We start from the raw sequence: 22,041 nt of genomic DNA on the forward strand, positions 1-22,041 counted from the left end.
CCGCCGGTGGTGTGACAGCCCGTCAGCCCTTGACGATGTCACAGCCGATGAGTTCTTTCATGACTTCGGTCGTGTCACCATAGATCGTCTGGACCCGGTGGCCGTTGATGACCAGCGGCCACGCTTCGTGATCAGGTGTATGTCTCGCCGCGTTCGGCCCTGGCCACCAGGGACGCGGGCGGGGTGAAGTGCTCGCCGTAGCGTTCGGCGAGCTCATGTGCGCGGGTGACGAACCCCGGCAGCCCACCCGGGTAGCCGTTGATGTACTGGATGACACCGCCGGTCCACGCTGGGAACCCGATCCCCAGGATCGAGCCGATGTTCGCCTCCGGCACGGAGCGCAGCACGCCCTCGTCGAGGCAGCGGACGCTCTCCAGTGCCTCGGCGAAGAGGAGACGCTCCTTGAAGTCCTCGAAGGGGATCTCGTGGCCGTCCTTGGTGAAGTGCTCGTGGAGGCCCTTCCACAGGCCGGTCCGCCGCCCGTCCACGTACTCGTAGAACCCGGCGCCGCCGGAGCGCCCCGGCCGGCCGAACTCGTCGATCAGCCGGTCGACGACCGTCTCGTACCCGCGCTCCCGCCACACGCCGCCGGCGGCCTGTACCGCGGCCTTCGTCTCCTGGCGGATCCTGCGCGGCAGGGTGAGGGTGAGCTCGTCGAGCAGTTGCAGCGGTGGGGCCGGGTAGCCGGCCTGTGCGCCGGCCTGCTCGACGGACGCGGGGTGCAGCCCCTCGCCGACCATCTCGACGGCCTCGTTGAGGAACGTGCCGATGACCCGGCTGGTGAAGAAGCCGCGGCTGTCGTTGACGACGATCGGCGTCTTGCGGATCTGCTGGACGATGTCGAACGCGCGGGCGAGCGCGGCGTCGCTCGTCTTCGCACCGACGATGATCTCCACCAGGGGCATCTTGTCGACGGGTGAGAAGAAGTGCAGGCCGATGAAGTCCTCCGGCCGCCGCACGCTCTGGGCGAGTGTCGTGATCGGCAGTGTGGAGGTGTTGGAGCCCAGCAGCGCGTCCGGAGCGACGACGTCCTGGATCTCCTGGAAGACCTTCTGCTTGAGCTCGGGGCTTTCGAACACCGCCTCGATGACGAGGTCGGCGCCGGCGAGGTCGGCCACGTCCGCGGTCGGGGTGATCCGGGCGAGCAGCGCGTCGCCGGCCTGCCGGGTCGTGCGGCCACGCCCCACCGCCTTGGCGACGAGGTTCTCCGAGTACCCCTTGCCCCGTATGGCCGCCTCATGGGTGACGTCCTTGAGGACGACGTCGGCGCCCGCCTGCGCGTAGACGTAGGCGATCGCCGCGCCCATCATCCCCGCGCCGAGCACCGCCACCCTGCTCGCCCGGAACGTCGGGTGCCCGGCCGGCCGGGCGGCGCCGGATTTGATGTGCTGGGTGTCGAAGAAGAACGCCTGGATCAGGTTCTTCGCGACCTGACCGGTGACGAGGTCGACGAAATAGCGTGACTCGATCACGGAAGCCGTGTTGATGTCGACCTGGGCGCCCTCGACCGCGGCGGCGAGGATGGCCGGTGGCGCCGGCAGGTTCGCGCCCCTGAGCTGCTTGCGCAGGTTCGCTGGCAGTGCCGGGAGGGTGGCGGCGAACGCCGGGGTGGACGGCGAGCCGCCCGGTATCTTGTACCCCTTGGTGTCCCAGGGCGCCGTCGCGTCCGGGTTGGCTTTGATCCATGCCTTGGCGGCCGGCAGCAGCTCGTCGACCGAACCGACCAGCTCGTGCACCAGGCCGAGCTCCCGCGCCCTGGCCGGGGTGTGTCGCTGCCCCTGCAGCAGGACGTTCAGCAGCGAGTCGACGACGCCGAGCAGGCGCACGGTGCGCACGATGCCGCCGGCGGCCGGCAGCAGGCCGAGGGTGACCTCCGGCAGGCCGAGCTGCAGGCCGCGGGTGTCGGCGACGATCCGGTGATGGGCGGCGAGCGTGATCTCCAGGCCGCCGCCGAGCGCCGAGCCGTTGATCGCCGCGACGACCGGGCGGCCGAACGTCTCCAGCCGGCGCAGCTGGTCCTTGACGACGGTGAGGCTGTCGAAGACGGCCTGCCGGTCGTCGGGGCCCGTCCTGATCAGATCACGCAGGTCGCCGCCGGCGAAGAAGGTCTTCTTCCCCGACGTCAGCACGACACCGGTGACGGTGTCCTTCTCCCGTTCCAGCCGCTCGACCACCGCGCCCATCGAGGCGATGTAGGCGGCGTTCATGGTGTTGGCGGACTGGTCCGGGTCGTCCAGCGTCAGCACGACGATGCCGTCGGCATCCTGTTCCCAGCGGATGGTGGTCAGCTCGGTCATCGGTGGTCTCTCGTCTCCAGGTCGTGAGCGCGTGGGTGGCGGGATGTCAGTGGCGGAGCCGGGCGTCAGACCAGCTCGACCAGCGTCGCGACGCCCATCCCAGCGCCGATGCACAGCGTTACCACGGCCCGCCGTCCGCCGCGCCGCTCCAGCTCGTCGATCACCGTGCCGACGAGCATCGCCCCGGTGGCGCCGAGCGGGTGCCCCATCGCGATCGCGCCGCCGTTGACGTTGAGCTTCTCGTCCGGGATGCCGATGTCCCGCTGGTACCTCAGGACGACGGACGCGAACGCCTCGTTGATCTCGAACAGGTCGATGTCGTCGACGCCGAGCCCGGTGTGCGCGAACAGCTTGCGCGTCGCCGGAGTCGGTCCGGTGAGCATGATCGTGGCGTCCGCGCCGGAGGTCGCCGTGGCCACTACCCGCGCTCGCGGGGCCAGCCCGAGCTCGACGCCCGCCCGCTCACTGCCGAGAAGGACCAGCGCGGCGCCGTCCACGATGCCCGACGAGTTCGCCGCGGTGTGCACATGGTCGATCTTCTCCACCCAGTGGTACTTCTGCAGCGCCACCGCGTCGAACCCGCCCTGCTCGCCGACCGCCGCGAACGACGGCGGCAGCGCGGCCAGGCTGTCGACGGTCGACTCCGGGCGTAGATGCTCGTCGTGGTCGAGCACGAGCAGGCCGTGGTCGTACACCGGGATCACGGAGTTGGCGAAGTAGCCGTTCTTCCACGCGTGGGCGGCGCGCTGCTGCGAGCGCACCGCATAGGTGTCGACGTCCGTGCGGGAGAAGCCCTCGATCGTGGCGAGCAGGTCCGCGCTGACACCCTGCGGCACGAACATCGTCTGGTAGTTCGTCGCCGGGTCGCTCGCCCACGCGCCACCGTCGGCGCCCRGCGGCACCCGGGACATCGACTCGACCCCGCCGGCGAGGACGATCTCGTCCCACCCTGAGCGCACCTTCTGCGCGGCGGTGTTGACCGCCTCCAGGCCGGAGGCGCAGAACCGGTTGAGCTGCAGTCCGCCGACCGTGTCCGGCAGGCCGGCGACCAGCGCCGCCGTGCGGGCGATGTCCGAGCCCTGGTCACCGACCGGGCTGACGACACCGAGCACCACGTCGGAGATCCGGTCGACGTCGAGGGTCGGGTTACGCTTGCGGATCTCGTCGATCAGCCCCACAACCAGGGAGACCGGCTTCACCCCGTGCAGCGAGCCGGTCTTCTTGCCGCGGCCGCGCGGGGTACGGATCGCGTCGTAGACGAAAGCCTCGGTACTCACGGTGACGCTTCCTTCCTGCCTGACGATCTGWCAGGTTCCTGACGGGCCTGCCAGGGACATCGCTTCGAACGCCTCGAACAGCGCGGACGGCGCGGACGGACACGCCAGGCTCCGATTCCGCCTTTGGCGCGCCCGAGTCGTCGACCATGGGACACAGGGTCAGGACCGACCTGTTCGGCAGTCAACTCTGACTGTCAATCGGCAGTCAACCCTGACTGTCGCGGTCGGTCAAGAGAACACGTCCATCCGAACGCGGTGGCTCCGCGATCCCGGCCGCGCCGCCCGCCTTCGGCCCCGAACCCGGCCCCGGAGGCGGGCGCGGTGACGCATCCCCCGCCCATGGCGGAGCGTCGAGGCGGGCGGCGCAGCCGGTCGGTTCCGGGCACGCGGGCATACCGCCCACGGGCGGCAGGGTGGACAGTGGAGACAGATCAGCCAGGGAAACAAGTCAGCCGGCTGTGCCAGTCCAGGCTGTGCCAGCCGGAGTGTGCCAGTCAGGCTGTGCCAGCCGGAGTGCGCCAGCCGGGCCGTGTCCGTCTGGGTGTGTCGGCCAGGGAGGCGCTGTGGACGTGACGCTCGCCGAGTTGGTCGACGCGCTGCCCGCCGGCGTCGTCGTCACCGATCCCGACCTGCTGGAGAAGTACCGTCGCGACCGGGCGGGGGACCCGGCGGCGGGCGTGCCGCTCGCCGCCGTGCGCGCCGAATCGACCGAGCACGTGCGGGTGGCCCTCGGCTGGGCGGCGCGCCATCGGGTGCCGGTCGTCCCGCGCGGCGCCGGCACCGGCCTTTCGGGCGGCGCGACCGCCGTCGACGGCGGCATCGTGCTGTCGACCGAACGGATGCGGGCGATCGAGATCAATCCCCGCACCCGGATGGCGGTCGTGCAGCCGGGCCTGCTCAACGCCGAGGTGAAGGCGGCCGCCGCCGCTCACGGACTGTGGTACCCCCCGACCCGTCGTCCTTCGAGATCTGCTCGATCGGCGGCAACGTGGCGACGAACGCCGGTGGGCTGTGCTGCGTCAAGTACGGCATCACCACCGACTATGTGCTCGGGCTTGAGGTCGTGCTGAGCGACGGGACGGCGGTGCGTCTCGGCGGCCCGCGGCTGAAGGACGCCGCCGGCCTGTCCCTGACCAAGCTGTTCGTCGGCAGCGAGGGAACTCTCGGGATCATCACGGAGGTGACGCTGCGCCTCCTGCCGGCCCAGCCGCCGTCGAGCACCCTGGTCGCCACGTTCGCCAGCACCCGGCAGGCGACGGACGCCGTCCTGGCGATCACCGCTGCCCTGCGGCCGGCGATGCTCGAGTACATGGACCGGGTGTCGATCAACGCCGTGGAGGACATGCTCCACATGGGGCTCGACCGCGACGCGGCCGCGATGCTCCTCGCCCGGTCGGACAGCCGCCACCTTGCCGCCGAGCTCGAGATGAAGAGCATGGTCGAGGCGTGCCAGGCTCACGGCGCGACCGAGGTGCTGGCCACCGACGACCCGGCGGAGGGCGAGGCGTTCGTCGTCGCCCGCCGCAGCGCCATCCCGGCGGTCGAACGTCGCGGCACCGTCCTGCTGGAGGATGTCGGTGTGCCGCTGCCCAAGCTGCCCGAACTGGTCGCGGGCATCGAGGCGATCGCCGCCGCCCGCGCCGTGACGATTGCGCTGATCGCCCACGTCGGCGACGGCAACACCCACCCGCTGATCGTCTTCGATCCCGCCGACGCCGACGCGGCCGCTCGGGCACAGCTCGCGTTCGGCGAGGTGATGGACCTGGCGATCCGCCTCGACGGCACGATCACCGGCGAGCACGGGGTGGGCCGGCTGAAGAAGGCGTGGCTGGTCGACTAGGTCGGCGACGACGTCCTCAACCTGTCACTGCGGATCAAGCATGCCCTCGACCCACTCGGCATCCTCAACCCCGGCGCGATCTTCCCCTGGCCCCGCCCCACCCCCTGGGCTGAGCGCGATCCGCTCGCGGATCTTCCGTCGGGCCACGCGCTGGGCAGTACTTCGCTGTTCCCGGCGAGATCGACCAGGCCACCCGGCCCGCGAGCACCCAGCGCAGCGCCCACGCGAAACCCTGGATCCGGGACGTCCCGCTCCACCGGCCCGGAAGCTCCGTCGCCGGTTTGTTTACTGCTCTTGACGAACGCCGTATTAGCAGCGGATGACTGTGGCCGGTATGTCGGCGGCCTCGACGAGCCGCGCGATGTCACCCGGGTCGTTGGTCAGGATGCGGTCGCCCGGGCGTGCGAGCAGGGCAACGGTTGCGTCGACCGCGTCGCTGCTGCCGGCGCGTCCGAGCAGGACACCGGCGCGACGGCCGGTCTGCTCGTCGACCGGGCACACTTCCACGCTCCGCAGCAGGCCGGCCAGCGCTGCCTGCTGGCCGCCGCGGTCCCGCCAGACCTGGGCGACGACGACGGCGTTGCTGCGCAGGTCGATGCCGTGCCGCTGCGCGACCCGCAGGCGGGCGAGCATCGCCCGATCGCCACGGTCGACGGCGACGAACGCGCCGGCGTCGAGGACGAGCGCGGTCACGCGGCCGTCTGGCCGGCCTGCAGCCCCAGTTCGCGTTCGGCCTGGGCCAGCTCCTGCGGGGTCAGCGCGGGGTGCGCCGCCTCCCAGGAGTCAAGGAACTCCGTGAGGGCTTCGGCCCGCAGCTTCGCGGCGGCGGCCGCGGCCAGCCAGGCCGACAGCCCCACGCCCGCTCGTCGGGCGGCGTCCCGCACGGCCTCGCCGAGTTCTCCCTCGAACGAGACGCTCATCTTGTCGACTTTCATACGACGATCATACCGCGGTGCGAACTACCACGGTATGCCGCCACCGGTCCCAGTCGTCGGCCGCATTCCTCACCCAGATCGAAAAACTTGCCGCCGCCATCAGCACCGTTTCCGTGCCTGTGCTCCCACAGGCGGGCCGTCCTGCTCACCGCATGTCAGGATCATGATGTGGCGAAGCGATTTGACGATCTGGTCGCCGAGGCTGAGGCGGCGCCGGTGGATGGCTGGGACTTCTCCTGGCTGGATGGGCGGGCCAGCGAGCAGCGTCCGTCCTGGGGGTACGCGCGGGCGATGGGCGAGCGGATGGCCCGCGCCGCGGCCGGGCTGGACATCCAGACCGGTGGCGGGGAGGTGCTCGCCGGCGTGCCCCGGCTGGCGGCGCGGACGGTGGCGACGGAGTCATGGCCGCCGAACGTCACGCGAGCCGCCGCCCTGCTACGGCCTAGGGGGGTCGCGGTYGTGGCCGCTGGCGACGGCTCGGCGTTACCCTTCGCCGGCGACACCTTCGATCTCATCGTCAGCCGACATCCCGTGACCACCTGCTGGGAGGAGATCGGCCGGGTGCTCGCGCCGGGTGGCACCTATTTCTCCCAGCAGGTCGGCCCGGCGAGTGTCTTCGAGCTGGTCGAGTTCTTCCTCGGGCCCCAGTCCGTCGAGGTGCGCCGCGGGCGCCATCCGGACCGTGCCAGGGCCGCCGCTGAAGCCGCCGGGCTGCGGGTCGTCGACCTGCGGATGGAGTCCCTGCGCACCGAGTTCCTCGACGTCGGCGCAGTGATCTACTTCCTCCGAAAAGTGATCTGGATCGTTCCGGGGTTCACCGTAACCCGCTACCGCCCGCGGCTCGAAGCCCTGCACGACCGCATCCACGCCAACGGCCCCTTCATCGCGCACGCTACCCGGTTCCTCATCGAAGCGCACAAGCCAACCTGATCTGGTCATTACCCTCTCTCGAAGCTGCCAGCGGGTCGAGAGCAAGCACGTGTAGTCGTGTGGGAGATGACTGGCGGTGTACAGGTCGGATATTCGTAGCATTGCGGTGATTGCTGGAGGGGGACGCGCATGGGGGCGGCCACGGACAAGCTCTACGTGGGGATCGACTTCGGTACCACCAACTCGGCGGTCGGTCTGCTCGAGGGGGGCGAGGTGCGGCTGATTCCGAATGCCGAGGGAAGCTTGATCACGCCAAGCGTGGTCGCTGTCACCGCGGACGGTGGGGTCCTGGTGGGTGYGGCCGCGAAACGTCAGGCGGTGACCAATCCCGAGTACACCGTGCGGTCGGTCAAGCTGAAGCTGGGTACCGACTGGTCCATCGAGCGTGGCGRCACCCGCTACACGGCGGAGGAAATCGCGGCGTTCATCCTGAAGCGCCTGCACTCGGACGTGAAGGCTTACGCCGGCAGCGCCGTCCACGGCGCGGTTATTACTGTTCCGGCCTATTTCAACCGGATGCAGCGGGCAGCCCTTGTCGATGCGGCCAAAATCGCTGGTCTTCCGGTGGCGAGAATCATCAACGAGCCTACTGCCGCAGCCATCACCCACGGCCTGAACCGTGCGGACGACCAGACCGTCCTGATGTTCGATCTCGGTGGGGGTACCTTCGACGTCTCCCTTGTGGAGATTGGCGACGGAGTCTGCGAGGTCAGGGCGACCTCTGGCGACAACTTTCTTGGCGGGGACGACTGGGACCAGAATATTGTCGACCACCTCGTCCGCGTGACACGTGAACGGCACKGGGTGGACGTGGGCCACGAGGCAACGGCGCTGCAGCGGCTGAAGGAGGCGGCCGAAGCCGCCAAGGTCGAGCTGTCGTCGTCGACCTTCACGGATATCCGTCTGCCGTACCTCGCCGCCACCCGGGYCGGCCCCGTTCACCTGGACCTGCCCCTGAGCCGCGCGGAGTTCGAAGCCCTGAGCCGGGGCACGCTGGAGCGCTGCAGACGGCCCGTCGAACAGGTGCTGAAAGACGCGGGAACCGATTTCGAGCACATCGATCACGTGATCCTGGTGGGCGGCGCGACCCGGATGCCCGCCATCGGGCGCTTCATCCACGATCTCACGGGCCGGCCGCCGTACCGTGGGCTCGTCCCCGAAAGCGTGGTCACGGGCGCGACGCTGCAGGCAGGCGTCCTCGTGGGAGAAGTCAGGGACGTTCTCCTGCTCGACGTGATCCCGCTGTCGCTGGGAATCGAGACCCAGGGCAGAAACTACACCAGAATACTGGAAAGAAACACCACCATCCCCACCAGGCGCTCCACCGTCCTCACCACGACGGAGGATCGCCAGAAGAGCGTCGCCATCCACATTCTGGAAGGCGAGCGCGAAATGGTCGAGCACAACAGGACCCTCGGGGTGTTCGGGCTGACGGGGCTGCCCGAGGCACCCCGCGGAGCTCCGCGAATAGAGGTCCTTTTCGACGTCGACGCCAACGGCATACTCCACGTCAGCGCAAAGGATCTAGGCTCCGCGCGCGAACAGTCCCTGACCGTCGACCGGGCAAGCGCGGACGGTGCGGCACGGAGCAAGAAGTCGGCACACTGGCTACAGGTCGTCAGGAACCTTCCCCGCCCCGCTCCCGAGATCGACAGCGCGCTGGGCATCGAAACTCCTGGCGGATTCCACGAGATCATAGGACCGGGAACGGTCGTACCGATCCGGAGGTCCGGGACCTTCACCACCGTCGAGGACGGCCAGACGGCCATTGCCGTGCACGTCCTGGAAGTCCTTCCATCCGGGAAGGCGGGCGTGCGGCACCAGCGGCTCGCCCTGCTCGAACTGGTGAATCTCCCGCGAGAACCCCGCGGCATACCTCGCGTCGAGGTGAGTTTCGAGGTCGACGCCGGTGGCACGCTTCGGGTCGACGCCAGGGAGTTGGCCACCGGCCAGGAGCGCTCCGCCACCGTCGGCCTGTCCGAAACCAGAAAGGAAACCAGAAGGACAGTCCGCCTGAGGACCGTCGAGAATCTCCCCACACCGGTTGAGCCCACCGGCGTCGTGCACGGGGAGTAGATTACCGGCGACACGATGTTTTCCCGCCGTCATCCCGCCGTCATCCCGCCGTCATCCCGCCGTCATCCCGCAGTCCTCCCGTTACCCGGCCCGTAGCCGCCCGCGGAAGAGACGAGCGGGTCAGCGACTCCACAGACGTCGCGCTGCCGGAAACGCTCGTCCCGGACTCGGGCCTCCGCGGTCGGGCGGGGCTCAGGGGCGCGATCTGGGCGGCGATCTAGGCTCTTGGCCCATGAGGGCGGTCAGGGTGGGGGAGTGGCTGGTCGACACCTCCGCTCCGCTGGGCAGCGGGGCGTTCGCGGAGGTTCTGCCCGCCTGGCGGGAGCGTGCGGGAATGGCGGGTGTCCAGCGGGCCATAAAGATCTACAAAGCGGTGGGCGACGGCGAGCGGCAGCGCCGGGCGCTGGAGGAGATCCAGGTTCAGGAACAGCTGCTGGGATGTCCGTACGTGGTCGCCTATGTCGACGCGTTCCTCGTCGAGGACGGGCCCTACGACGGCTGCGTGGCCCAGGTGATGGAAATGGGTGACGTCTCGCTGGCCAGCCGGCTGGCTGCCGAGCGGTCGCCGCGGCGGATGACGGTCGGTGAGGTCGCCGAGATGCTGGGTGGCGTGGCCGAGGCACTCGACCACATCCACGCACGGGGCCTCGTCCACGCCGATCTCAAACCCGGGAACATCGTGCGCTGCCGTGGGATCTGGAAGATCGCGGATTTCAACGCCACCTCCGTCCTGGCTGGCGGCAGGGGACGCGACCAGGGCGGGACGCAGGCGTACATGTCGCCGCAACGGCTTGCCGCCGGGGGTTCCGGGAGTGTGCGCCGAGAAGACGACATGTGGTCACTCGGTGTCATCCTCGGCGAGTGTCTGCTCGGCCGGTTACCGCGCCGTTCCGACGGCTTGCGGGAGCCGGACGCCACCGCGCTCGCCGAACGGATCGCCGGGGAACTGGAGGACCTGGAAAGGCGCGAGGCAGATCCCGAACTGGTCGTTCTGGCCGGGGAACTGCTGTCGACGGATCYGGCGCTGCGCCCAAGAGCGGCGGCGACGGCGCTGCGACTGCGGGAGTTGGCGCACCGCGCGGCGGAGGAGGGGACCGACCTGGTGCGGTGGTCCGGCCTGGCGTGCAGCAGCTTCGGGAACAGCCATCTCGAGGTGTTCACCGCGAACCGTTCCGATGGTCTGCGGCACCGTTGGATCGTTCAGGGGTGGAGCGACTGGCACGGGATGGCCGCGCCGTGCGCCGTGCGGGCGATCGCGGTGGGCAGCCCGCGGGAGTTCGAGCAGAACCTCTGGCTGCTCGATCACGAGGGCGGGATCTGGGTGCGTAGCCTCGTGGTCGACCGCGAGACCTGTGCGCCCGTCGAGGACTGGTCGGCCTGGCAGCCCTGGCCTGCCCCGGCGGACGGCGTGACCGTCGTCGACCTGGCCGCCACGAACGCGCCGTGGGCTCAGCACTGCCTGCTTGCGGTCGACAGYCAGGGCCGAGCCTGGTGGAGGCCGTGGAACGCTCACGGCGGCTGGTCGAACTGGTGGGCGCTGCCGGACCCGCCCGAGGGCCTTGTCACGCTCCGGGCGGCGACGGGTGCCGTCGGCGTCGGCGCGCTCGACGGTCGAGGCGTCATCTGGCGCAGCCCGGGGCCCTACGCCCGCTCCTGGTACCGACCGCTGCCCGCGGAACAGCCGCCTGTCCGCGGGTTCGCCCTGCTGCCCGACGACGCGGTGGTCGTGCTGACCGGCGAGGGCGTGGAACTGCGCCCCGGGGGTATGCACACCGGCCCGCTCGCGCCCGCCCCCGCCGGCGACTACGTGGCGGTGGACGCGTCCTCCCGCTGGCCCGGGCATCTGGAACTGGTGCTCCGCGACCGTGAGGACCGGATCCTGCACACCTGGGCTCATCGATGGGACACCGGCTGGTGGGAATGGCACCCGGACTGGGCCGACCTGTCGGGATGACCCGACACGGACGGGCATCCCGGTCCGAGGCGGCCGGTGAACGGCGCGCTCCGGCGTCCTCACCGATGCCCGGCTGATGCCGGTGGACCCTGCCGTCGTGGGAGCGGATCTCAGCGGGTGGGGTAGATGTCGGTCTGTTCGGCCGCGTCGATCGACGACTTCTCCGGGGGCAGGAACCCGAGCTGGACGATCTGCCGGGGGGCGATCATGTCGAGGAGCCAGTCGGCCGCGACCCGGATCGTGTTGGTCCGTCCCGGCAGGGCGTGCAGATGGTAGCCGCGGGCCAGCGCGGCGGCGGGCAGGCCGGACAGGGTGACGCCGAGCGGGTTGGCGACCGCGGCGGTACCGCCGAGGTCGACGACGAAGCCGAGGTCACGGTGCCGGTAGGGCCTGGCGGTGCCGTGGCCGAGGGATGCCGCGACGGCACGGGCGGCCCCTGTCGCCTCGCGGACCGCGTGCTGCGCGGTCTGCGAGGCGGGCCGGCCGTCGTTGGTGCTGTCCGGGACCGCGGCGGCGTCACCGAGCGCGAACACGCCGTCGGCGTCGGGTACCTGGAACTCGCTGTCGACGACCAGCCGGCCTCGCGAGGTGGGCAGGCCAAGAGTGGAGATCAGCGGACTGGGGGTGATCCCAGCACACCAGACCACCGTGTGGGTCCGGATCATGTCACCGTTGGTGAGCCGGGCCCGGTCCGCCGCCACGTCCGACACGGACGTTCCCAGCCGGACGTCGACCTTCCGTGCGGCGAGCAGGTCCATGGCCCGGGTGGACAGGGCGGGCGGCAGTTCGGGCAGCACCCGGGGCGCCAGGTCCAGCAGGATCCAGCGGATGTCGTCGGGGGAGAGGCGGGGGTAGGCGTCGACCGCTCGGCGGGTGAACCGTGTCATCTGCGCGGCCAGTTCGGTCCCGGTGTAGCCGGCGCCGACGACCACGAACGTGCATCGCGCCCGGCGCCGGTCCGCGTCGGCGCAGGCGTCGGCCTGCTCCAGCTGGCGCAGCACATGGTCACGCAGGTAGACGGCTTCGGCCAGGTTCTTCAGGCCGAGCGCGTGGTCGGCCAGCCCTGGAATGTCCAGGGTGCGGGTCACCGCGCCGGGCGCCAGCACGAGCCGGTCCCAGCCCAGCGTCGTCCGCGACCCGTCGGCCCGGCGGATCGCCACCGTCCGGCCCGGCAGGTCGGCGTCGACGACGTGGCCGAGCAGCAGTGTGGTCCGCCGCAGCGCGGCCCTGGTCGCGACGGCGACGTGCCGGGGTTCCACCCCGCCGGCGCTCACCTGCGGCAACAGCGATGTGTACAGAAGGTGATCGATCGGTGATATGAGTGTGAGGTCGGCGGCGTCCGCCGGCAGGCGGCGTTCCAGATGCTGCAGCACCCCGAAACCGGCGAACCCGCTGCCGACCACCACCACCCGCGGCACCCGGGCCGCGGATTCGGCGGATTCGCCCGGTCCGCGGGCGGGCCGGGCCACGGTGCGCCCGCGCCGCCGAGACGGCGGCCCAGCTGAACGTCCACGCCACAAAGAGATCAGCTCGCCGTTCACCGTATCTTCCTCCGTTGCCCTTCCAGGCCGTCGTGGAAGCCGAGGTTCTCGGTAGTCCAGTTCCAGGCAGTCGGACGACCAAACCRCCGCGTCCCCCTGGTGGGCAAATGACAGTTTTACAAGAATTACGAAGAAACACAGAGTTGTGACACGAATGTACGGGCAGGCCGTTTCGGCGCGGGCGGTGACTGTCGTGATGGTTCATGGCAGTCACCGTTATGTCGTTCGGTGTTGTTCCGGCGCCCGCCGGGTAGCGGTCGGGTATGGCTGGTGGGGACGTTCCTGGCGACGGCCGGGCAGGGCGTGAGCCGCGCCGTGGCCCGCAGCCGCCTGGCCTGGGCCAGGGGCTGCGTGCCGACGAGCCGGCAGGCGAGGTGAGTCGGGAGGACGAGGCGGGTCGGGAGGAGCTGAGCCCGTGGCGGCCAGGGCGGTGACCCGTGCCGTGTCCGCCGGCCGGCACGAGGTGCGGATCCGCCGGCCCGACAAACCGCTGTTCCCGGACGGGACCACCAAGGCCGATCTCGCCGGCTACTACGAGCGGGTCGCCGGCACGATGCTGCCGCACCTGGCCGGCCGGCCGCTCAACCTGGAGCGCTACCCGGACGGCATCGACGGCGAGCGGATCGTCCAGCAGCGGGCCGGTAGGTACTTCCCCGACTGGATCCGCCGCGTCGCCGTCAGCAGGGAAGAAGCTGGTCAGGTCGAGCACGTGGTCGCCGAGGAGCCGGCGACCCTCGTCTACCTCGCCGGGCAGGCCTGCATCACCCTGCATCCGTGGCTGTCCCGCGCCGACCGGCTCGACCGGCCGGACCGCATGGTCATCGACCTCGACCCGGCCGACCAGCCGGATACCCCGACCAGCCCTGACGACCTTCGCCAGGTGGCGTCCGGGCTGGGTGAGCTGCTGCGTGATCTCGGCCTGCTCCCGTTCGTGATGACGACCGGCTCACGCGGCTACCACCTCGTGGTGCCGCTGCGGCGCGGCGCGGGCTTCGAGACGGTCCGCGGGTTCACGCGGGACGTCGCGCGGGTGGCGGTCGCGCGCGACCCGCGGCGGCTCACCATCGAGCAGCGTAAGGCCGCCCGGCACGGCCGGATCTACCTTGACGTCCAGCGCAACGCCTACGCCCACACCTCCGTCGCCCCCTACGCGGTACGGGCCCGTACCGGCGCCCCGGTCGCGACACCACTGACCTGGGAGGAACTCGCCGACCCGGCAATCCGGCCGGACGGCTGGACGCTGCGCAGCCTGCCCGACCGCCTGGAGCGAACCGGCGACCCGTGGCGCGACATCCACGCGCACGCCCACCCCCTCGGCCCCGCCCRTCACCGTCTGGACGCCCTCCTCACGGACATCTAGCGCGTCGGCCAAACAGCGCGAACCCCGTCCGTAACCATCCGCACAGACCATGATCGGCGCCGCTGGTAGGGGACGAGGCGCTCGCGGTGGGTTTGATCGAGTCGGCCCGCGCGGTGAACCAGCCACCGCATGCCAGGCTGTGCCGTAGCCTCGATTCATGACCAGCCCGACGACCGAGGCACGAGCGCTGCGTGCGGTGATCATCCGTCACCGTCCACAGGTTCAGGACGTGCTTGATCGGTACGGCGCGCGCAACCCACGGCTGTTCGGCTCTGTCGCCCGGGGCGACGCCACCGCCGCCAGCGACCTCGACGTGCTGGTCGACCTCGACCCCACGGGCGGTAACCCGTTGATGCGGCTGGCCGGGATCGCGGAGGAGTTGACCGCCCTGCTCGGCGTGCGGGTGGATGTCGTGGCAGAGCCGCTGCTGCGTGAACCGGTCGCGGCGACGGYTCGTGCCTGCCTTGTTCCGCTGTGAGCCGTGATCGTCGGCRGCATTGCCACGCTCATCGCCATCGCCTGCGTCGTGCTCTTCTTTGAGGATCCGTCGAATCCCGACTATCTCGAGCTCGATGCCGGCGGGCTGACCCTCCGGGGGCAGACACCCGGGCAAGGAGAATACCCACTCTCCTTGCCACTCTCAACGTATAGCGCACCGGGGGGCTTGCGGCAAGACCCGGGTCGTGCCGCAGAATCGCTGGCCGAGGCCAGAGCCTGCGGAAACGAGCCTGCGGAAACGGGGGTCACGACGTGCGTGTGCTGTTGTCGACGTATGACCACGCGGGATCGTCGAGGCCAGGAGCCGGAGCACCAGAACCCACAGGCCCTGGCGACCTGAACCGACAACGGCCACGGGATTCACGTCAGGCGGCGTGTCGCTCGTCATGGCCACCAGGTTCGTCACGCCGGTCCGGACGCCTTGCCGCGCGCAATGGTCGCAAGCGACCCCAGATCGGAGCTGATGCGTGAACCCCCTCACTACCAGCGCGTTCGACCTTCCCGACCGCCTCACCGCCAAGGCCGACCCGGCACTGGTCGCCGACGACGAGCGGCACTTCGCAGCCATCGCGGAAAGCCTCGAGCAGTCGATCGCCGACCTGYCCGACCGCCTCGATGCCGCGCGCAGGGCGCCCGGCGGCACCGGTCAGGAGGCGATGGACCGGGACATGGAGATCCACCGGCTGACCGCGCGCCTGCGTGCCCTGCGCCGCTTCGGTCTGGACCTGTGCCTCGGACGCATCGTCAGCACGGACAACCCCGAGCCGGTGTACGTCGGACGACTTGGCCTCTCGGACAGCGCGGGTCGTCGGCTGCTGCTCGACTGGCGCTCGCCGGCGGCCGAGCCGTTCTTCGGAGCGACCCACGCCAACCCGATGGGTCTGGCGAGCCGCCGCAGGTATCGCTGGACCCGCGGCCGGATCAGCGACTACTGGGACGAGGTGTTCACTGTGTTCGCCTCGGACGGGTTCGAAGGGCACGCCGCGCTCGACGACCAGTCCGCCTTCATCGCCAGCCTGGGCAGCAACCGGACGCCCCGGATGCGAGACGTGCTCGGCACCATCCAGGCCGACCAGGACGCCGTCATCCGCGCGGGCTCCGACGGCGCGCTCGTCGTCGACGGCGGTCCGGGTACGGGGAAGACCGTCGTCGCCCTGCACCGCACCGCCTATCTCCTCTACTCCGACCACCGCCTCGGTCACCGCCGGGGCGGCGTGCTGTTCGTCGGTCCGCACCAGCCCTACCTGGCCTACGTCGCCGACGTCCTGCCCAGCCTCGGCGAGGAGGGCGCGCAGACCTGCACCCTGCGGGACCTCGTCGCCGAGGGAGCCACGGCGACGATCGAGGCCGACCCGGCCGTGGCCCTCCTGAAGGCGTCCGCGGACCTGGTGACGGCGATCGAGACGGCCGTGAGGTTCTACGAGGAGCCGCCCACCAGGGGGACGACGGTCACGACCGACTGGTCCGACATCTGGTTGAGCGCCGACGACTGGGCCGAGGCGTTCGAAGCACCAGACCCCGGCACTCCGCACAACGAGGCGCGCGACCAGGTCTGGGAGGAACTACTCACGATCCTGACGGACAAACACGACGGCGACGACGTCCCGGCTGACCTGCTCCGCAAGTCGCTGCGGCGGAACAGGGAGCTGCTCACGGCCCTCAACCGGGCGTGGCCGCTGCTCGAAGCGGCCGACCTCGTCGCAGACCTGTGGTCGGTACCCGCCTACCTGCGCAGATGCGCTCCCTGGCTGCGCCCCGCCGAGGTTCAGCTGCTGCAGCGCGCGGACACCCAGGCCTGGACGGTGTCCGACCTGCCGTTCCTGGACGCGGCACGGCAGCGGCTCGGCGACCCGGAGGCGTCACGGCGCAGACGCCGGCGGGGCGCCGCTGTCGCCGCCGAACGCGAGCGCATGGCCAGGGCCGTCGACCACCTGCTCGAGGCCGACGACGACGGTGAAGGCGTGGTGACGATGCTGCGCGGACAGGACCTACGGGACGCCCTGGTCGACGAGGCCGCGCTGCCGAGCACCGACCCGGACCTGCTCGCTGGCCCGTTCGCGCACATCGTCGTGGACGAGGCTCAGGAACTGACCGACGCGGAATGGCAGATGCTGCTGCTGCGCTGCCCGTCCCGCAGCTTCACCATCGTCGGGGACCGCGCCCAGGCCAGGCACGGGTTCACCCAGTCGTGGCAGGAACGGCTCACCCGGGCCGGGCACGACCGGATCAACCTGGCTTCCCTGAGCATCAACTACCGGACGCCGGAAGAGGTCATGGCGGAAGCCGAGCCGGTCATCCGGGCCGTGCTCCCGGACGCCAACGTGCCGACCTCCATCCGCAGCGGCGGTGTCCCCGTCGTCCACGGATCCGCGTCGGATCTGGGCGCGATCCTCGACACCTGGCTCGCCGCGCACGCCGACGGGATCGCCTGCGTCATCGGCGATCCCACGTTCCAGGCGACGTCCCGCGTCCGGTCGCTGACCCCGGAGCTGTCGAAGGGGCTCGAGTTCGACCTGGTCGTCCTCATCGACCCAGAGGCGTTCGGCAACGGCATCGAAGGAGCGGTCGACCGCTACGTCGCGATGACCCGAACGACCCGGCAACTCGTCATCCTCACGAGCCCCTGACGCCGTCCAGGACAATATGATCGCCGTCTGGCGATTAGCAGGCGCTGTTGGGCRTGGGTGGGAACCGAACAGTCGGATGGCGGATTCGCGGTGATCGTCCCGAAAGCTGTTTGTTCCGGGACGATCACCGGTAGGTGGTGTGCGGGGAGCGGGGTTCGCTCATACGGTCATGAAATCATCATGATGAGCAGGTGTTGAGCATGCTCTGCAGCGCGGACTTCTCGCTGGCCTGCAGTTTCAGGCCCCAGTGGTATTTGGACCGGATCCACATCTTCGAGTAGGTGCACCGGTAGGCGGACAGTGGTGGCTGCCAGGTGGTGGGGTCCTGGTCGCCCTTGGCCTGGTTGACGTTGTCGGTGACGGCGATGAGCTGCGGGTAGTTCAGGTCGTTGGCAAAGGACTGCCGCTTGCTGGTGGTCCAGCTGTTGGCCCCGGACCGCCAGGCTTCGGCGAGCGGCACCACGTGGTCGATGTCGACGTCGGCCGGGTCGGACCAGGTGGCCCCGTCGTACGGGCTGTACCAGGAGCCGGAGGTCGGAGCACAGTTGCTGCCGACCGTCACGTTCGTGCCGTCGCGCTTGAGGACGGTCTCCCGGGTGTTACAGGTCCCGGAAATGGTGATCCAGTGGGGGAACAGGTCCCGGGAGTAGCCGGTCATGCTGCCCTCGGCGGCCACGGTCAGCGTGTTGAGTTCGGCCTGCGCGGTTGCTTTGCTGGGAATGTTGGGCGGGGTCGCCGACGCCGGGGTTGTCAGCGTCACCGACAATGCGACGGTGGTCAGGGCCGCGCTGGTCAGGACAACCCAGCGGCGACGTAAGCGGGCACGGGAACGGAACACGGCTCCTCCTCGCGGCGGGAAAATGAGCCTGTTAACCGTCCACTGGACAGATGATTATTCGGGTCTTGCTGTCTGACCGGCGAACGACGTCCACCGGAAGATTTCGGCCTGTCTGCCGTGGGTTTGTCGTCCGGTCAGCGGTTTGTCACCGGATAGTAGCCCGGAATGGGTTGCCGAGGTCGGGGAATGCACACAGGCCGACCGGTTGCCGTCCACGGCCCACCTGCAGGATTCCCGTGGATGCCCCCGACACCCCAGCCGGGTGTCGGGAGGGCCGGCACGGACGTTCCGTGTACAGCACGTTGGTGCCCCTCACCGAGCAGCCCGACGCCGACTTCACCGGCCGCACGCGCAGGCCCRCGCCGACTGGCCAACAACGGCATCCTGAACCTGGATTCTGGCCAGCCAGCCTCGCGCGTTCCCCTCTAACCGCGGGGTCTGAGCCGTCCGTTCGGTAGTTCGGGGGCGGGCAGGGTTTCCCTCCACTGGTTGGGGAAGCGTCCGTACCGGGACGGTTCGTTGCGCTCCTGGTGGGCGCGTTCGTGTTGCCACTGCGCCCGGTAGGCGACGATTTCCTCGAAAGTGCGTCCGATGAAGTTCCACCACATGATGATCTGTTCGCCGAGGGGCTCTCCGCCGAGCAGCAGCACCCGAGCCTGAGCGGTGCCGGAAACTTCGATCGTGAGCTGCTGGGAACCGGTGTCCTGGCAGACCAGCTGGCCCGGAGTTCCCGTGGCACCGGCGACGACCACCTCACCGGTGTCGACGAGAACGCCGTGCTCAAAGGCGGGATCAACGTCCAGGCGCAGCGTTGCGCCGGGCGGCAGGGTGATCTCCGCGCCGAGCAGCGGCGTATAGGTCCGCACCGGTGAGGTCTGACCGAGCAGGCTGCCCAGGAACACCAGCACCCGCGCCCCACCGTGGTCGAGAACCGGGGGCGCGTAGTTTTCGAATCCAGCGTCGACGAAACGGTGCTCGTCGGGCAGGGCCACCCACAACTGCACTCCRTGCAGCACCCTTGTGGCCGGTGTCGAGTACTCGGAGTGGGCGATGCCCGAACCGGCCGTCATCAGATTGAGTTCACCAGGTCGGATGTGGGCGTGCGCGCCGCTGGTGTCGCGGTGTTCGATCTCGCCGCTGAACAGCCACGACACGGTCTGCAGCCCGGTGTGCGGATGTCCGGCGACCTGCATCCCGCCGGTCGCGGAGACGTCGTCGGGGCCGTAGTGGTCGACGAAGCACCAGGCACCGATCAGCGACTTCGTGCGCTGCGGCAGGGTGCGGCGCACCGTCATCGCCCGCTGCCCACCCAGCGGGACGCTGCGCGGTTCGAGCACACGCCCGCGCACCGGTCCCTCGTCACCTCCGCTGACGCAGGTCAGCGCGGCCGGCGAGGTCTCCAGGGTGCTCATCGCACTCCCCACATGTCGCGGTCATGGTCGAAGCCGCGTGGCTCCGAGTGTAGCTGTGAGGCATAGTGGCGGCGTGCCTGACGAACCCACCAGCAGCACCAGCGGCGCGCTCGGTGACCCGCCCCAGCAGGACGTGTCGGTGACCAACGCGGCGCGGCAGCACCGCTACGAGATCAGCCTCGATGGCACCCGGGCCGGGTTCACCCAGTACCTGGATCGCGGCAACCAGCGGATCTTCTTCCATACCGAGATCGACGAGGCCTTCGCCGGGCTCGGGCTGGCCGGCAAGCTGATCTCCCAGGCGCTGACCGACACGCGCTCAACCGGTATGCGCGTCGTGGCGGTCTGCCCGTTCGTTGCCAGGTACCTCGAGAAGCACCACGACTTCGACGACATCACCGACCCGGTCACGCCGGAGGTGCTGGCCGCCGTGTAGGCGGGCAACACGTGACAACGCCGCGGATCTACCTCGACAAGCAGACACCGTCGGTATTCAAGGCCCTGCGGGCCACGGCCGCCGAGGTGCGAGCGCGCGCCGCCGAGGCAGGGCTGGCCCACATCACGCTGGAGCTGGTCAACCTGCGGGTCTCGCAGATCAACAGGTGCGCCTACTGCCTGGACCTGCACACCCACCTGGCGCTGCAGGCCGGGGAAACCACCCAGCGCCTTGCCGTACTGCCCGGTTGGCGCGACACGCAGCTGTTCAGCGAAACCGAACGCGCCGCCCTCGAGCTGGCGGAGGCCGTCACCCTGGTCGCCAGCGACCACCTCAGCGACGAAGAGTACGCGCGTGCCCGCGCGATCCTGTCCGACGACGAGATCTCCGTACTCCTCTGGGCCGCGATCACCATCAACGCCTTCAACCGGGTGTCGATCCTGTCCCGCCACGAGATCACCCGGCGCGACGTGCCACGCACACCATCTCAGTAGGCCCGACGTCGACCTGCCCCACCCRCACGCCATCACCCGCGGGCTCGGCCAGGAAATCCACGGGTGCGAGGAGCCCGCGCACGAGGGAGGATTGTGCGCAGGTACTACATGACGAGTCGCGGACCGTGGCCCCGATGCGCAACGCAACCTTAGGAGGAGTAGATGTCCGCCAGCGAAGTTGCAGAGCAGAAAGGTATCGACCACACCGCCATTCGCCCGTTTCGGGTCGGTTTTCCGGAGGCGGAGCTCGCCGAGCTGCGCAGGCGCATAAACGCGACCAGGTGGCCCGAGCGCGAGACCGTCACCGACGACTCGCAGGGCGTTCCGCTCGCGACGGTGCAGGAGCTCGCGCGCTACTGGGGGACAGACTACGACTGGCGCAGGTGCGAGGCGAAACTGAACGCCCTACCGCATTTCATGACCGAGATCGACGGGCTTGACATTCATTTCATTCACGTCCGCTCCCAGCACAAGAACGCCCTGCCGCTGATCGTCACACACGGGTGGCCCGGCTCGATCATCGAGCAGTTGAAGATCATCGAGCCGCTTACCAATCCCACCGCATATGGCGCGAGCGAGGCGGACGCGTTCCATCTGGTGATTCCCTCGTTGCCGGGCTACGGGTTCTCGGGCAAGCCGACCACCACCGGGTGGAATCCCGCCCGCATCGCACGTGCCTGGGTAGTGCTGATGAAGCGCCTCGGATACACTCGGTTTGTGGCGCAGGGCGGTGACTGGGGCGCGGCTGTCACGCAGGCGATGGGTGAGCAGGCAGCTCCGGAACTGCTCGGCATTCACTCCAACATGGCCGGTACCGCTCCAGCAGATCTTGCAAAGGCGTTCCAGCGCGGCGACCCGCCGCCATCGGATCTCTCTGCCGAGGAGAGCCGCGCATACGAGCAGTTGAGGAACTTCTATGCGATGCACGCGGCCTACGCACTCATCATGGCGACCCGCCCGCAGACGTTGTACGGACTGGCGGACTCACCCGTCGATCTGGCGGCGTTTGTTCTTGACCACGGCGACGGTACCGGCCAGCCCGGGCTCGTAGAACAGGTCGTTCAGGGACGCCCGCCGGGCGATCTTACACGAGACGACATCCTCGACAACATCACGCTCTACTGGCTGACGAACACCGGGGTTTCCTCGGCCCGTCTCTACTGGGAGAACAGGGCGGACTTCTTCGACGCCAAGAAAATCTCCGTTCCGTTTGCCATAAGCGTCTTTTCCGACGAGCTGTACCAGGCGCCACGGAGCTGGGCGGAGCGCGCGTATCCCCACAACCTCATTCATTACAACAAGCTCGACCGAGGTGGCCACTTCGCGGCCTGGGAACAGCCACAACTCTTTTCAGAAGAGATTCGCTCCGGCTTCAGGCCACTGCGCAGGGAGGCAGCATAGGAGCGGCCGCACTCGGCCCCGATCCACCGTCCCGACCATCTCTTCGGTCACCAGGGAACTTGCCTGTTCGAAGTGCGCCGGGACGGGCAGTTCCTGCGCAAGTTCGCCGGGAAGCTGCCCGTTCG

16 protein-coding genes and 1 pseudogene are annotated in these 22,041 nt (G+C 69.5%); 10 read left to right on the forward strand and 7 right to left on the reverse strand.

Annotated features, from left to right (window positions below; translation table 11 throughout):
- Positions 1–131: 131 nt before the first annotated feature.
- Both BL254_RS13000 and BL254_RS13005 read right to left on the reverse strand, forming a co-directional pair.
- Positions 132–2,297 carry a 3-hydroxyacyl-CoA dehydrogenase NAD-binding domain-containing protein gene (locus BL254_RS13000; RefSeq protein ID WP_047224001.1) on the reverse strand — a complete coding sequence of 722 codons (2,166 nt, stop codon included), beginning with the start codon at positions 2,295–2,297 and terminating at the stop codon, positions 132–134.
- A 65-nt stretch (positions 2,298–2,362) separates the two neighbouring features.
- On the reverse strand, positions 2,363–3,574 hold the full coding sequence (locus BL254_RS13005; RefSeq protein WP_076843435.1) for an acetyl-CoA C-acetyltransferase: 1,212 nt from the start codon (positions 3,572–3,574) through the stop codon (positions 2,363–2,365).
- 563 nt (positions 3,575–4,137) lie between these two features.
- On the opposite strand from BL254_RS13005, the pseudogene BL254_RS29425 reads away from it, so the two are divergent.
- Positions 4,138–5,495 (forward strand): annotated as a pseudogene (locus BL254_RS29425) (FAD-binding oxidoreductase); the annotation flags it as partial.
- 228 nt (positions 5,496–5,723) lie between these two features.
- Here the strand turns inward: BL254_RS29425 and BL254_RS26000 are convergent.
- Positions 5,724–6,107, reverse strand: a complete 384-nt coding sequence (locus BL254_RS26000) for a hypothetical protein (RefSeq protein WP_047224042.1) — start codon at positions 6,105–6,107, stop codon at positions 5,724–5,726.
- Positions 6,104–6,349: a hypothetical protein gene (locus BL254_RS26005; protein WP_076843436.1), complete on the reverse strand. Its 246-nt coding sequence runs from the start codon at positions 6,347–6,349 to the stop codon at positions 6,104–6,106. The genes BL254_RS26000 and BL254_RS26005 overlap by 4 nt, the downstream gene beginning before the upstream one ends.
- A gap of 168 nt (positions 6,350–6,517) precedes the next feature.
- On the opposite strand from BL254_RS26005, the gene BL254_RS13025 reads away from it, so the two are divergent.
- From BL254_RS13025 to BL254_RS13035, 3 genes are all read left to right on the forward strand, one after another.
- Positions 6,518–7,279 carry a class I SAM-dependent methyltransferase gene (locus tag BL254_RS13025; RefSeq protein ID WP_083731045.1) on the forward strand — a complete coding sequence of 254 codons (762 nt, stop codon included), beginning with the start codon at positions 6,518–6,520 and terminating at the stop codon, positions 7,277–7,279.
- A gap of 129 nt (positions 7,280–7,408) precedes the next feature.
- Positions 7,409–9,355, forward strand: coding sequence for an Hsp70 family protein (locus BL254_RS13030; RefSeq protein WP_076843437.1), 1,947 nt, complete (start codon positions 7,409–7,411; stop codon positions 9,353–9,355).
- Between the two features lie 232 nt (positions 9,356–9,587).
- Positions 9,588–11,309 (forward strand): protein kinase domain-containing protein, encoded by a 1,722-nt coding sequence (locus BL254_RS13035; RefSeq protein ID WP_083731046.1) that lies wholly within the window; start codon positions 9,588–9,590, stop codon positions 11,307–11,309.
- Between the two features lie 110 nt (positions 11,310–11,419).
- Here BL254_RS13035 and BL254_RS13040 read toward each other — a convergent pair whose 3' ends face one another.
- Positions 11,420–12,778 carry an NAD(P)/FAD-dependent oxidoreductase gene (locus tag BL254_RS13040; protein ID WP_047223998.1) on the reverse strand — a complete coding sequence of 453 codons (1,359 nt, stop codon included), beginning with the start codon at positions 12,776–12,778 and terminating at the stop codon, positions 11,420–11,422.
- Positions 12,779–13,265: 487 nt separating this feature from the next.
- Here BL254_RS13040 and ligD point away from each other — a divergent pair, with 487 nt between their 5' ends.
- The 3 genes from ligD to helR all read left to right on the forward strand — a co-directional run bounded on the left by ligD (position 13,266) and on the right by helR (position 17,335).
- On the forward strand, positions 13,266–14,210 hold the full coding sequence (gene ligD / locus BL254_RS13045; protein ID WP_076843439.1) for a non-homologous end-joining DNA ligase: 945 nt from the start codon (positions 13,266–13,268) through the stop codon (positions 14,208–14,210).
- Between the two features lie 157 nt (positions 14,211–14,367).
- Positions 14,368–14,688 carry a nucleotidyltransferase family protein gene (locus tag BL254_RS13050; RefSeq protein ID WP_076843440.1) on the forward strand — a complete coding sequence of 107 codons (321 nt, stop codon included), beginning with the start codon at positions 14,368–14,370 and terminating at the stop codon, positions 14,686–14,688.
- Positions 14,689–15,175: 487 nt separating this feature from the next.
- Complete coding sequence (helR, locus tag BL254_RS13055) at positions 15,176–17,335, forward strand: RNA polymerase recycling motor ATPase HelR (RefSeq protein WP_076843441.1); 2,160 nt, start codon at positions 15,176–15,178, stop codon at positions 17,333–17,335.
- A 178-nt stretch (positions 17,336–17,513) separates the two neighbouring features.
- Here helR and BL254_RS13060 read toward each other — a convergent pair whose 3' ends face one another.
- The gene (locus BL254_RS13060) at positions 17,514–18,173 is read right to left on the reverse strand and encodes an HNH endonuclease family protein (protein ID WP_047223993.1); all 660 of its coding nucleotides are present in this window, start codon (positions 18,171–18,173) and stop codon (positions 17,514–17,516) included.
- Positions 18,174–18,598: 425 nt separating this feature from the next.
- A complete protein-coding gene (locus BL254_RS13065; RefSeq protein ID WP_047223992.1) occupies positions 18,599–19,585 on the reverse strand; it encodes a pirin family protein in 987 nt (328 codons plus the stop codon).
- Positions 19,586–19,718: 133 nt separating this feature from the next.
- On the opposite strand from BL254_RS13065, the gene BL254_RS13070 reads away from it, so the two are divergent.
- The 3 genes from BL254_RS13070 to BL254_RS13080 all read left to right on the forward strand — a co-directional run bounded on the left by BL254_RS13070 (position 19,719) and on the right by BL254_RS13080 (position 21,916).
- Entirely contained in the window at positions 19,719–20,021 is a 303-nt protein-coding gene (locus BL254_RS13070) for a GNAT family N-acetyltransferase (RefSeq protein ID WP_047224039.1), read from the forward strand.
- A gap of 11 nt (positions 20,022–20,032) precedes the next feature.
- Positions 20,033–20,515 (forward strand): carboxymuconolactone decarboxylase family protein, encoded by a 483-nt coding sequence (locus BL254_RS13075; RefSeq protein ID WP_047223991.1) that lies wholly within the window; start codon positions 20,033–20,035, stop codon positions 20,513–20,515.
- A gap of 162 nt (positions 20,516–20,677) precedes the next feature.
- Complete coding sequence (locus BL254_RS13080; RefSeq protein WP_052914764.1) at positions 20,678–21,916, forward strand: epoxide hydrolase family protein; 1,239 nt, start codon at positions 20,678–20,680, stop codon at positions 21,914–21,916.
- Positions 21,917–22,041 lie beyond the last annotated feature (125 nt).

Origin of the sequence: Protofrankia sp. BMG5.30 (assembly GCF_001983005.1) — a bacterium.
GTDB classification, from domain to species: domain Bacteria; phylum Actinomycetota; class Actinomycetes; order Frankiales; family Frankiaceae; genus Protofrankia; species Protofrankia coriariae.

Bases quoted from the DNA above. Each gene is read 5' to 3' on its own strand.
- BL254_RS13000 (WP_047224001.1), bottom strand. From the start codon at position 2,297: ATGACCGAGCTGACCACCATCCGCTGGGAACAGGATGCCGACGGCATC.
- BL254_RS26005 (WP_076843436.1), bottom strand. From the start codon at position 6,349: ATGAAAGTCGACAAGATGAGCGTCTCGTTCGAGGGAGAACTCGGCGAG.
- BL254_RS13080 (WP_052914764.1), top strand. From the start codon at position 20,678: ATGTCCGCCAGCGAAGTTGCAGAGCAGAAAGGTATCGACCACACCGCC.